The organism is Rheinheimera sp. ATLC3 (assembly GCF_059429535.1).
Genome location: NZ_CM182103.1, coordinates 1,411,195 through 1,424,055 on the forward strand (window position 1 = coordinate 1,411,195; position 12,861 = coordinate 1,424,055).

13 protein-coding genes are annotated in these 12,861 nt (G+C 49.3%); all 13 read right to left on the reverse strand.

Annotated elements, in window-relative coordinates:
• Position 1: 1 nt before the first annotated feature.
• Positions 2 to 229 carry a 30S ribosomal protein S18 gene (gene rpsR / locus AC5SV9_RS06630; protein ID WP_008218940.1) on the reverse strand — a complete coding sequence of 76 codons (228 nt, stop codon included), beginning with the start codon at positions 227 to 229 and terminating at the stop codon, positions 2 to 4.
• Positions 230 to 240: 11 nt separating this feature from the next.
• Positions 241 to 546: a primosomal replication protein N gene (priB, locus tag AC5SV9_RS06635; protein WP_475147373.1), complete on the reverse strand. Its 306-nt coding sequence runs from the start codon at positions 544 to 546 to the stop codon at positions 241 to 243.
• 10 nt (positions 547 to 556) lie between these two features.
• Positions 557 to 934, reverse strand: coding sequence for a 30S ribosomal protein S6 (rpsF, locus tag AC5SV9_RS06640; protein ID WP_134057559.1), 378 nt, complete (start codon positions 932 to 934; stop codon positions 557 to 559).
• A 133-nt stretch (positions 935 to 1,067) separates the two neighbouring features.
• Positions 1,068 to 1,799, reverse strand: a complete 732-nt coding sequence (gene rlmB, locus AC5SV9_RS06645; protein WP_475147375.1) for a 23S rRNA (guanosine(2251)-2'-O)-methyltransferase RlmB — start codon at positions 1,797 to 1,799, stop codon at positions 1,068 to 1,070.
• A 180-nt stretch (positions 1,800 to 1,979) separates the two neighbouring features.
• Positions 1,980 to 4,346, reverse strand: coding sequence for a ribonuclease R (rnr, locus tag AC5SV9_RS06650; RefSeq protein WP_475147377.1), 2,367 nt, complete (start codon positions 4,344 to 4,346; stop codon positions 1,980 to 1,982).
• Between the two features lie 66 nt (positions 4,347 to 4,412).
• Complete coding sequence (locus AC5SV9_RS06655; protein ID WP_230819325.1) at positions 4,413 to 5,033, reverse strand: tetratricopeptide repeat protein; 621 nt, start codon at positions 5,031 to 5,033, stop codon at positions 4,413 to 4,415.
• 68 nt (positions 5,034 to 5,101) lie between these two features.
• The gene (locus AC5SV9_RS06660; protein WP_475147379.1) at positions 5,102 to 6,436 is read right to left on the reverse strand and encodes a S41 family peptidase; all 1,335 of its coding nucleotides are present in this window, start codon (positions 6,434 to 6,436) and stop codon (positions 5,102 to 5,104) included.
• Between the two features lie 97 nt (positions 6,437 to 6,533).
• Complete coding sequence (locus AC5SV9_RS06665) at positions 6,534 to 7,829, reverse strand: adenylosuccinate synthase (protein ID WP_475147381.1); 1,296 nt, start codon at positions 7,827 to 7,829, stop codon at positions 6,534 to 6,536.
• A 130-nt stretch (positions 7,830 to 7,959) separates the two neighbouring features.
• Positions 7,960 to 9,123: an aminotransferase class V-fold PLP-dependent enzyme gene (locus tag AC5SV9_RS06670; protein WP_230819328.1), complete on the reverse strand. Its 1,164-nt coding sequence runs from the start codon at positions 9,121 to 9,123 to the stop codon at positions 7,960 to 7,962.
• Between the two features lie 65 nt (positions 9,124 to 9,188).
• On the reverse strand, positions 9,189 to 10,070 hold the full coding sequence (hflC, locus tag AC5SV9_RS06675) for a protease modulator HflC (protein ID WP_134057574.1): 882 nt from the start codon (positions 10,068 to 10,070) through the stop codon (positions 9,189 to 9,191).
• A 3-nt stretch (positions 10,071 to 10,073) separates the two neighbouring features.
• The gene (gene hflK / locus AC5SV9_RS06680; protein ID WP_230819330.1) at positions 10,074 to 11,222 is read right to left on the reverse strand and encodes an FtsH protease activity modulator HflK; all 1,149 of its coding nucleotides are present in this window, start codon (positions 11,220 to 11,222) and stop codon (positions 10,074 to 10,076) included.
• 40 nt (positions 11,223 to 11,262) lie between these two features.
• Positions 11,263 to 12,558, reverse strand: a complete 1,296-nt coding sequence (hflX, locus tag AC5SV9_RS06685; protein ID WP_475147382.1) for a ribosome rescue GTPase HflX — start codon at positions 12,556 to 12,558, stop codon at positions 11,263 to 11,265.
• Between the two features lie 17 nt (positions 12,559 to 12,575).
• Positions 12,576 to 12,833, reverse strand: coding sequence for an RNA chaperone Hfq (gene hfq / locus AC5SV9_RS06690; protein WP_134057579.1), 258 nt, complete (start codon positions 12,831 to 12,833; stop codon positions 12,576 to 12,578).
• Positions 12,834 to 12,861 lie beyond the last annotated feature (28 nt).

A 12,861-nucleotide genomic window follows, 5' to 3' on the forward strand; every position in this document is an offset into this window, starting at 1 on the left:
ATTAGCTGTGTGAGTCGCTGTACGGTAACAGAGCCAGGTAGCGTGCGCGCTTGATAGCACGGGCTAATTGACGCTGATACTTAGCGCTGGTACCAGTAATACGGCTAGGTACGATCTTGCCGCTTTCTGTAACATAGTTTTTCAGAACAGCGGTATCTTTGTAATCAATCTCTACAGTGCCTTCTGCAGAAAAACGGCAGAATTTACGGCGACGGAAAAAACGTGACATTTGCCTGTCTCCTAACTTATTTGTTCAATGTGTTGTGCGTGCAGTACCAGCTTTGCCTGTCCACTGCGGCTTTGGTGCCGGTTTAAAAAACCGCTTACCTTAACCATGTTGCCCAACGTTAACGCTTTAGTATGTTGTGTCAGTTCAGTTCCGGTGAGTACCACCTGTATCCTGACATAAGCCTGGCGGTTTAAGCCGGCTTCCATCTGGCTACTGCGATGTTCCAGTGCCAGAACCGTATGCGGTATACCCGCCGGACTTTCGCTGTGCTCTGGTGCGCGACAAATTGTGCCTACCAGTACGGTGCAATTGTCCATTAACAACAACTTACTCTTCGTTTGATACTTGCTCTTCAGTTTCGCGAGGAGCACGCTCACGACGTTCTTCACGTACCTTAGCCATTGGTGATGGCTCAACTACGGCACTGTCAGTGCGCATAATCAGGTTACGTAAAACAGCATCGTTGTAGCGGAAGTTAGTTTCCAGCTCATCAATCACAGTTTGTGGCGCTTCTACGTTCATCAGAACATAGTGAGCTTTATGCAACTTCTGGATTGGGTAAGCCAGTTGACGACGGCCCCAATCTTCCAGACGGTGAATAGAACCACCCGCTTCTTTGATCGCGCCAGTGTAGCGCTCGATCATGCCTGGTACCTGCTCACTCTGATCAGGGTGAACCATAAAAACGATTTCGTAATGACGCATTGTAGCTCCTTACGGTTAGTAAGCCTCGGGGGAACTCGGCCGGGGTTCTCATGGAGGCAAGGAACGTTAAGTGTATGGCCGAAGGTCGCGTATTCTACGGATTTAGCGGGTAAATAACAAGCAGATATTTGGATTAGCTGCGCTGACGCACCGCTTCAAATAAGCAGATACCGGCGGCCACTGACACGTTCAGGCTGGATACGGTGCCAAACATCGGAATTTTCACCAGGCTATCGCAAGTTTCGCGCGTTAAACGACGCAGGCCTTCGCCTTCAGCGCCTAGTACCAGCGCTAACGGGCCTTTTAAATCAGCATCGTAGACTAAGGTGTCAGTTTCACCAGCGGTGCCGACAATCCAAACACCTGCATCCTGCAGTTCTCGCATGGTTCTGGCTAAGTTGGTAATCGTAATAAAGGGCACGCTTTCGGCAGCGCCACAAGCCACTTTTCGTACCACTGATGTCAGTTTCACTGAGCGGTCTTTTGGCGCAACAACGGCATGCACGCCGGCCGCATCAGCGCTACGTAAAATAGCGCCTAAGTTGTGCGGGTCGGTTACACCATCAAGAATTAGAATAAACGGCTTATCGTTTTCAGCCACAATAGCCGCTAAATCCGCTTCGTTGCCTGAGCTTTGTAAACGGGCTTTAGCAACTACCCCCTGATGCTGGCCACTGACCATATCATCCAGTGTTTTACGGTTACAGAACTGCACCGACACGCCATTTTGGCGGGCTAACTGAATGATCGGTTGCATGCGCTTATCGTCGCGATCTTTCATCACAAACAATTCCAGCACATCTTGCGGCGAACGCTGTAAAAACGCCTCTACCGCGTGAATACCGAATACCAGATCTGCGTTCATTGTTAGCCCTTGTTTCGCCAGTCAGAAAAATTGGTCGGCAGTTTACATTAGTTTAGATGATTAGCGAATCGGAATACTCTAAGCTGACCGTTGAAGGCATGGATGCCTGAATCGAGCCTATAGGGACATATTCACGGCGTGTCAGCGTGAGTATTCCGTTTTGCTAGTGGCTTACTACCATTATTTAGTCTTTCGCCGTGGCTTTTTCCGCGCGGTAATATTACGAGCTCCTTTAGGCTTGTCATCTTTTTTCACCGGTGCTTTGCCACTGCGGCTGCTACCGCCCTTACCCGCGCCTGCCTTGCCAGCTTTTGCCGCTTTGCCACTGGCCGCCAGTTTTGATGCCTTAATATCGGCTTTATTGACATAGCGCTTGGGTTCACCCACCAGCACTAAATCAATTTTTCGCGCTTCAAGATTAACGGCAGCCACTTTCACTTTGAGTAAATCGCCCATGCGATAGCTGACTTTACTGTGCTCACCGGTTAATACGTGGCGGTCAACGTCAAAGTGATAGTAATCGTTTTGCAGTGAAGTAACATGTACCAAACCCTCGATATACAGTTCGGTTAACCGAACGAATAAACCGAAGTTGGTGACCGTTGACACCACACCTTCAAACTCATCACCCAGATGGTCCTGCATATACTCGCATTTAAGCCAGTCAGCCACTTCACGGGTGGCATCATCTGCCCGGCGCTCTGTCATCGAGCACTGCTCGCCCAGAGGGGTAATTTCGGCCTCACTGTACGCCCGGGCACCAATCACTTTTTGCCCTTGTTTTGCCAGTATGGCTTTGATACCACGATGCAACACCAGATCCGGATAACGGCGAATTGGCGAGGTAAAATGGGCGTAAGCCTCAAGCGCCAAACCAAAGTGGCCCTGATTATCGCCCTGATACACTGCTTGTTTCATTGAGCGCAGCATAGTGGTTTCAATCAGTTCGCGGTCGGGCCGCTCGCCAATACGATTTAACAGCTCGGTCAGCTCCAGTGGGGTAGGCTCGTTTGGTAAGTCGGCTTCAATGCCCAGCTCGCCTAAAAAGCGGCGGAAGTTATCAAAGCGATCACCGTCCGGGCGCTCGTGCACGCGGAATAACGTATGAGCTTCGTGTTTTTCAATAAAACGTGCTGCCGCGACGTTGGCCATGATCATACATTCTTCAATGATCTTATGTGACTCAACCCGGTGTACCGGTACTATTTGTTCAATTTTACGATGGCTGTTAAAGATAAAACGGGTTTCAACCGTTTCAAACTCAATAGCGCCGCGCTGTCCACGCACTTTGGCGAGCTTTTTATACAGTGCGTACAACGTCTCAATATTGATCAGGTTAGCATCATATTGCTGACGCAGCTCGGGGTCGCCCTGCAGAATTTTATGCACTTTGTTATAGGTTAAACGCGCGCTGGAGTGCATCACCGCCTCATAAAACTGATAGCTCTCCAGTTTACCGTTGGCACTGATATGCATATCTGCAACTAAACACAGGCGATCAACGTGCGGGTTCAATGAACATAAACCATTTGATAACGCCTCAGGCAGCATTGGCACCACATGATCGGGGAAGTACACTGAGTTACCGCGCTCCAGCGCACTTTTATCCAGTGCTGTGTCTGGTTGCACATAGCTGCTGACATCAGCAATAGCCACCCACAGGCGCCAGCCACCGTTTTCTTTAGCTTCAGCATAAACTGCATCGTCAAAGTCACGCGCGTCTTCACCATCGATGGTAATCAGGCCCAACTGGGTTAAGTCAACCCGGCCCTGTTTAGCCGCTGCCGGCACCTCTTCACCATATTTGGCCACCTGCTTGAGCACAGCATCAGAAAACTCATGTGGGATCTGGTGATTACGGATAGCGATTTCGATTTCCATACCCGGCGCCATATGCTCGCCCAGTACCTCGATCACTTTACCCACAGCGTTAACGCGTTTTGACGGTCGCTGAGTGACTTCGGCCAGCACCACCTGGCCATGCCGGGCAGCGCCCTGCTCGCCATCAGGAATAACAATATCCTGTGAAATGCGCGGGTCTTCCGGCACCACCACGCCCAATGCGAAATCTTTATAGTAACGGCCTACTACCGGCTCAGTACGGGGTTCAAGTACACGTACAACACGGGCTTCAATTTTATCTTTAGCGGAAATGCTTTGCGCCGTGGCCAGCACCACATCGCCAGGCAGCAGGCGCTGCATTTCAAAATTAGGGATAAACCAGTCCGGCCCGCCTTGCTCCAGTTTTAAAAAGCCATAGCCTTCACGATGCCCAAGTACCGTGCCTTTAACCAGGTCCATATTATCGACCAGGCCGTAGCGGCGGTTTTTGGTGTAAATCAGCTGGCCGTCGCGCTCCATAGCCCGTAGCCGCTTTTTCAGCGCAAAAATGGCGTCATCATCTTTAAGCCCCAGCTCTTCAACCAGTTCATCAAAATAAGCGGGGTTTTGGCGTTTTTCGATATGCTCGAGAATAAATTCCCGGCTGGGGATGGGGTTTTCGTATTTTTCCTGCTCACGCGCAAGATGCGGATCATTTACCGTCATTAAGTTATCTTTTGCTTCCTAAATTGTGTTAAGTGTAACAGCTAAACCTGCCAATGAGTATGAACTTCATTTGACCGGTCTTTTAGCATTGGCAACTACCCGTGCTGGCATTTTCTTCGCCAGGGCTGAAAGTACCTGCTGAATTTGCTTATGTTTAGCACTATCAGCTGTTACTGCATTATGCAGCCAGCGATAGGTCTGCTCAAAATCTACCGGGCTACCGTTGCCATCAGCCAGGATCTGCCCCAACCGTAACTGGGCGTTTAAATTACCCAGCGCCGAGGCTTCCCGCAGATATACAATGGCTTTATCAATATCGGGTTGAACAAAACGGCCAATATGATAGTAACGTCCTACTTGTTCTAACCCTTCCGGCAACCCTTGCCCGGCAGCTTGCAACATTAAATCCCAGCCGCGTTCAACATTACGCGGCACGCAGACCGCATAGGCCAGCATATCACCGTATAAAAACTGGTAGGCAGGCAGCTGCATAATATCGGCTCTCGCTTCAATGTCATTGACCAACTGGCAATCATCGGCTTTGACCCGCTTTAAATGACTGTTAGTGCGGATAAGGGCCAGCAGTTCGTCCTGCGAATACAGCTGCACTGCTTCAAGCTCCTGAGCCACAGCCGGAACTGTTAGTACTAACATCGCTAACGCTAAGTAAACACCTTTAATCATCATCTACGCCTGAAAATTGTCAGTTGTACCTTATCGGCTACCTTAATCAGATATTAAGCAAGTTTTGCGCCTTAATGCTCGTCATTAACGGTCCAGGGCGCTAATACAGGCATTTGAGCAGGTAACGAGCGTAATGAGGCTGCCGATATTGCAGAAGTCGCGACATTGCTACAATTGCCAGTGCGAATGTATTGCAACGCCTCAGCATACAGCGGATCATCCGCTATCCCCCAGTCACCATTGATTTGTTCCGGCACCTGGCACTCTGGCTCCAACCCTTCAAAGTAATCCCCTTGGTCCAGGGCATTAACGGTCTGAAAGTTAATTGCAAACAGCACATAATTTCCTATTTGATCCGGCTGCTGACCAACCGGTTTGCCACAGGTCGTGCCCCCGATTTGTACGACATCAATAAAGGGTGACAACGCATTAATGACCAGCTCACTGGATGAGCAGCTACTGGCTGTTGTCAGAATAAACACCCTGTCCAGATTTAAACTGGTACTGCCGGCACCGAGCGAAAAAAGTGTAGTGTTATTTTTAGCAATGTTTTTATCGTTGTAACGGTATTTAACGAATACCTGCCCTTGCACATTACGCTGTGCTATCTGTGTGCTGAGCTGATTAGCAACACGAATTAAACCGCCGCCGTTATAGCGTAAATCGAGCACCAGCTCTTCAACTCCCTGTATAGCAAAATAAGCAAAAGCTTGTTGCAGCTCAGACTCGGACAACTCAATAAAGCTGTTAAATACCAGGTAACCAATCCGCTTGTTGTCTTGCTCTATCACTGAGCGGTGCAATACCGTATTGGTCGTGACATCACTTTTTATAAAGTCGGCACTGAGCTGGCTGCCGTCTGGTTTCTGCCAGATAAAGTTCCTTATTACACCATTCTCATTTGGGCCATATATATCTTCACTGCTGATAGTGCCTGCATCAAGCTGGCTTAGCCACTGTGAAACGCTGACACCTTCAATTTCAGTAATTTTATCGCCACGGCGCAAACCATTCTGGGCCGCAGAGCCATCATCATAAACAAAAGCGATTTGCAGGGCGCTGTTGTTATCAGCACGTACGCTGGAAAAACCAAACCCAAAAAAAGTGGCATTGATAAAGCGATCCTGATATTCCTGTGCTGTTAACACGAAACTGTATCGGTCTTGCGGCGCGGCCACAGCCTGCAGTAAAGCAGAGGGTGAAGCGTAATTATCAGGATTAATCGAGGCCGGTAAATCACGGTACCAAAGATAGTCCTGCTGCAGGGCACAAAACACCTGAGCATTAATATCATTACGCTGGCAAAGATTGACCGGCGCCGCCGTATTTCCTCCGCTGCTGCTGTTACCCCCGCCACCACAGGCGCACAGCAGACACCCGGTAAGTAACAAGATTATTGTCCGCATAATATGTAGCCCCGTGAAATTCTATGCTTATCAGCATAAGCAAAAACGCTGCCAGATGGCAGCGTTTTTATACGGGGTAAACTCTCGTTCAGATGTTTCAGCCAAATGGATGGCGTAAAACAATCGTCTGAACCCGGTCTGGTCCGGTCGACACTATATCAATAGGCACGCCAGTTAGTTGCTCCAGCCTGGTGATGTAGTCACGGGCCGCCTGAGGCAACTGCTCCAGCTTTTGTACACCAAAAGTACTCTCTGTCCAGCCCGGCATTTCTTCCAGCACCGGCGTAACCAGCTCGTAGCCTTCTGCAGCCAGCGGCGGAACATCAGTAACGTTACCGGCAGCATCTTTATAGCCAGTACAGATTTTCACGGTTTCCAGGCCATCCAGTACATCCAGCTTGGTTAAACAGAAACCAGAAATACTGTTAAGCTGAACCGCGCGCTTGACCGCTACTGCGTCAAACCAGCCACAGCGACGTTTACGACCTGTAGTTGCACCGAACTCATGGCCTTTTACACCTAAATGCTCGCCTACTTCACAACCCAGCTCTGTAGGGAACGGGCCAGAACCGACACGCGTCGTATAGGCTTTGACAATACCCAGCACGTAATCGAGGTAACGCGGGCCAAAACCGGCACCGGTGGCAACACCACCCGCCGTAGTGTTAGACGACGTTACATAGGGGTAGGTACCGTGATCGATATCCAGCAGTGTACCCTGAGCGCCTTCAAACATGATTTCCTGACCAGCCTTGCGGGCGCGGTCCAATAAATCAGTCACATCAACAACCAGTGGCTTAAGAATTTCGGCGATAGCCAGAGCGTTATCCAATGTGGTCTGATAATCCACTGCCGGAACTTTATAGTACTGCGTCAAAGTGAAATTATGCAGATCCATCACTGTTTTCAGTTTTTCTGCGAACAGTTCAGGATTAAATAAATCTCCCACACGTAAACCGCGACGGGCGACCTTATCTTCGTACGCAGGACCAATGCCTCGCCCGGTAGTGCCGATAGGTTTGTCACCACGTGCCAACTCACGCGCCTTATCCAGCTCTACGTGAAAAGGCAGGATCAACGGGCAGGCTTCACTTAACAGCAAACGCTCTTTTACCGGTACACCACGCTGCTCAAGCATACTCATTTCTTTTAAGAATGCTTCCGGGGACAACACTACGCCATTGCCAATTACGCACTTCACATTGGCGCGTAAAATGCCTGACGGAATTAAGTGTAATACGGTTTTCTCACCGTCGATAACCAACGTATGGCCTGCATTGTGGCCGCCCTGATAGCGCACCACGAAGCTTGCTTTATCTGTTAATAAATCGACAATTTTACCTTTACCTTCGTCACCCCATTGGGTGCCGAGCACTACGACGTTTTTGGCCATGGTTCCTACATCATGGAAAAAATTAGGCGGGGATTCTACCAAATTGGCAACTAAGTTTCAGCCGTCCGGACGAAAAAAAGCCGCTTTTTTTCAGCGGCTAAATTATTAGTTTTTATTCAACCAGTTAGATTTAACACTGTTTCAGACAACTTAAATCGTACTGTTCACTGTTGTGGTACAGCGCAAAACCAAAACGTAATCTGTCTCCCCGATAGTCGGTTTCAATGCCGTTTCGTTTAAGCATCGCGGCAAGTTCTGCGACCTCAGCCGGGTTGCCACAGCGAAATGTCAGAAAGTGGCCATGGTAATCCAAATTGTTTGTCAGAAGGCTACTGGTATGAAGTTTGCCATGCTGGGCTTCAGTCAGCTTCGCCAGAAATACCCGTTGCAACTGTTGTACGTATTGATGAATGCGCCCAACACTAATCCCCTGCTGTTTAAATAGCCGTAGTACGGCGTTTAGCCGGTACAGTGCAGAAAAATCCATCGTCGCACCTGCAAAACGGTAACCGTCTTCACTGTATAGTACGGTAGCAGATTTCTCTGCAGCTAAGGTGCCGAACTCAGCAAACCAGCCGGTGTATAGGGGCCGGTCAGTGCTGCTTAGTGGTACCGCCATAAAACAGCAACCTTCTCCGCCCTGAGCGTATTTGTAACTGCCAGCAAGATAAAATATCCGCTCAGCAATCGATGATAAATCTGTCGGCAGCGCCATAAACGCATGGTAACCATCAATTGCTATCATGGCATCGGTACATGCTGCCAGCTTCTGCACAAAGCCGGTTAAATCAGTTAGCGCTACACCTGAATTAAAAAATACCTGACTACAGAAGATAAAATGAGGCGAACGGGCTTCAGCGGCGGCGATAAATCGCTGCTCAAAAGTGGCATAAGGCTCGGTAGGGATCACTTCTATTGTTATGTTGTCGTACTCAGCTAAGCGTTTAACCTGACGGCTAAAGCTGTAAAATTCGCTGTCTGTTGTCAAAATATGTAACGGCTGGCGCAAATCAAAGCAGCTTAAAAGACGCATCACCAGTTCGTGTGTGTTAGGTGCAAACACTATCTGCTCGGGTTGTGGCAGCTGCAAAATATCTGCAATTAGTTGCTGGGTTTGTGGCACCTTCTCAGCAAAGATGTACTGCCACTTATCATCGACCAGCCGTGCTGTGTCATCCCAGTATTCCAGCATGGCGTCCCGGGTAACATCAGGCCAGTAATGGTGAGAATGGCAGGCAAAGTGTTGCTTGCCTGCATTAGCTTGCAGAAAACGCTGATAAAACTGTTGGTACATGGCTCCCCCCAATACCGTTACCGATAAAAAAGGCCCTGACGGGCCTTTTCATATTAGTTGCTGATTTAGTTCTGCACTTTATCTGACTTCATGTATTTGAAGAAGTCATTGTCAGGCTGCACCACCAACACATCGTCTTTGCTGTTAAAGCTTTTACGGTAAGCTTCCATACTGCGGATAAACGAGAAAAACTCGGCATTTTTGTTGTACGCGTCTGCATACACGTTGGCCGCTATCGCATCACCGTCACCACGCACCGTACGTGAGTTACGCTCTGCATCCGCCAACATTACCGTCACGCGCGCATCGACATCCGCGCGGATAATCTCCGCTTCTTCCATACCCTTTGAACGGTGCTCACGGGCTACTGCATGACGCTCAGCTTCCATACGGGCGAATATTGAGCTGCTCACTTCTTGCGGCAGGTTGATTTGCTTAACACGCACATCAACGACAGCAATACCCAGCTCTTTCGACGCTTCACCGGCCTGCTGTAAGGCACTTTGCATCAGTTGTGTACGTTCACCCGAGACAATTTCAGGAATAGTACGGGCACCGAACTCAGTACGCAAACCGTTATTAATGTACTGTTTCAGCAATACTTCCGCCTGAGCAGTATTACCACCGGTGGCCAGAAAGTAGGCGCCAAAGTCACTGATACGCCACTTAACATAACTGTCGACCAGCAAGTCTTTCTTTTCAGCCGTTACGAAACGGTCCTGTGCGTCATCCAGTGTCTGTACCCGGGCGTCTAGCTTACGTACTGTTTCAATCATTGGAAGTTTAAAATGCAGACCCGGCTCGTATACCACTACGTTTTGCTGAGCATCACGCTGGATTTTACCGAACTGGATAACAATGGCGCGTTGCCCTTCCGGCACCACGAACAGCGCCGACAAAAAGATAAACGCAATAACCACAATCAGCGCTATAGTGAAATTTTTCATCGGTTACCCCCTGCCACTACGAGTTGAGTTGCGACCGCTGTCACTGCGGCTCTGACTGTTGCTGTCAGTGCTGCTACGTGCCGGTAAAATTGGCGTAGCGTTAGACGGCGTAGTAGAGGAGCTATTTTGGTTAAGCATCTTATCAAGAGGTAAATACATAATATTATTGCCGTTTTTAACATCAACCAGCACTTTTGACGTATTGCTGTAAACCTGTTCCATCGTTTCCAGATACAGGCGATCACGCGTTACTTTAGGTGCAGCCAGATACTCTGGTAACAGCTTCTCGAAGCGGGCAACTTCACCCTGTGCTTTTAACACAATTTGCTGTTTATAGGCTTCGGCTTCCTGCATCACACGGTTCACCTGACCACGGGCACGCGGTTCTATTTCACGGGCATAAGCCTGGGCTTCCTGAATGAAGCGCTCCTGATCTTCCTGCGCTTTGATAGCGTCATCAAAAGCATCACGCACTTCTTCCGGTGGACGGGCATCTCGGAAGTTTACATCAACCAAGACAATACCCATATTGTATGGTTCGATAATGCCCTCAAGCTCCTGACGGGTATTCTGCCGCACCACTTCACGGCCACGGGTCAGGACGTCATCCATGATAGAGTGTCCGATAACATAACGCAGCGCTGCATCGGTTGCCTGATGCAAGCTGTTGTCAGCATCGACAACAGAGAATTTGTACTGCCGAGCGTTGAACACCCGGTACTGGATCTCAAATGTTACCCGTACCAGATTCTGATCCTGCGTCAGCATAAAGCCGTCACTACGCAACGTCCGTACGCTGGTAACATCTACCGGCAACACGGAATCAATAAAAGTAGGTTTCCAGTGAATGCCCGGGCCAACTTCACTGTGGTACTCACCAAAACGCAGCACCACACCGCGCTCAGACTCTTTAATGGTGTAAAAGCCACTGAACGCCCAAACCAATGCTGCAACAATCAGGATCAGCACAAACGCAGCTGACGCTCCGCCACTACTGCCACCACCAGATGACTTACCACCGCCGAAAATGCCGCCGAACTTTTTGCCAAAGTTACGAAACACTTCGTCTAAATCAGGAGGCCCCTGATCACGACCACCCTGCTTCCAGGGGTCGTTATTTTTTCCGTTATTGCCGGGCTCATTCCAAGCCATGCTGTACTCCGTTTTAAGTTGCAAAATAAAGGTTAATGTATCAAATAACCGGCGTGCTGACGATATAGTTTTCCAGTTTACCCTGCGACTGCTTCACCGCCCTTGACCATGCAGCCTCACTCAGCCTTAATCTCAGGGCACAATTACCCTCATCGTCAAACTGTTCCGTGACGATGCAGTGCTGCTGATGAAAATGCGCCCGCCAGGAAGACAGCGAAGGTGGTAGCGTTAACGCCACATCAATATACCGTTCAGACAACAATGCTGTGATGGCTTGCTGCAGCAAATCAAGTCCGGCGCCAGATATCGCAGAGACATATACGGCAGATGGCAGTCCTGCTTCGTTATACTCTATACGCGCAGGCTGCTGAAGCAGGTCAATTTTATTAAATACCAGCAACTGCGGCAGCTGGTCAGCATCAATTTCCGCCAAAACCTGTGCAACCTGTTGCATATTGTGGTCTTTGCGGGGGTCGGCAACATCAACGACATGCAGTTGTAAATCAGCATCGCGGGTTTCCTGCAGCGTGGATTTAAATGCAGCAACAAGATCATGCGGCAAATGCCGGATAAACCCAACAGTGTCGGCCAGAATAATGTCACCAACACCTTTCAACTTTAATTGCCGCAAAGTAGGGTCAAGCGTTGCAAATAGCTGGTCAGCCGCATATACACCGGCGTTGGTAAGGCGATTGAATAAAGTTGATTTACCGGCGTTGGTGTAACCCACTACAGATACCACCGGCACTTCTGCGCGCTGGCGTGCACGACGCCCTTGCTGGCGCTGAGTTTCCAGTTTTGCCAGTTTTGTCTGTAAAGCTTTTACACGCTCTCGCAGCAGACGGCGGTCGGTTTCCAGCTGGGTTTCGCCCGGGCCGCGTAAACCGATCCCCCCTTTTTGTCGGTCAAGACTATCCCAGCCTCTTACAAGACGCGAAGCAAGATGCTGCAGCTGAGCTAGCTCTACCTGCAGCTTTCCTTCATACGTCCTGGCGCGCTGGGCAAAAATGTCGAGGATCAGACTGGTACGGTCAATAACTCGGGCCAGACATAAACGCTCAAGGTTACGTGTTTGTGCCGGGCTAAGCGCATGGTTGAAAATCACCACCGTCGCCTCTGTCTGGCTTACCAGATCTGCAGTTTCCTGAGCTTTGCCGGAACCGACAAAAAACTTAGGATCGGGTGCACTACGACTGGCTGTCAGTACCTGAACTGTTTCAACACCAGCTGACGATACCAGCAACTTGAGCTCGCTCAAATCCTCGCTGGTATGCTGCTGCGAAAAGTTGACATGGACAAGGATCGCTTGTTCCGGAATTACGCTAGTATCAGACAAGCGAAAGACCCCTGCTATTATTCCGTGTCGTCTTCGTCACCCTGACCATTACTGTGACTAACCATAGTATTGACGGCACGGGCCGGTACTACAGTTGAGATGGCATGTTTATAGACCATCTGACTCACGGTATTTTTCAGCAGAATGACAAATTGATCGAAAGACTCGATCTGCCCCTGAAGTTTAATTCCATTCACCAAATAAATTGATACCGGGATACGTTCCCGTCTCAAGGTGTTTAAAAATGGATCTTGTAAAGATTGGCCCTTTGCCATGTGCCGCTTTCCTTTTTTAATTAGTCCG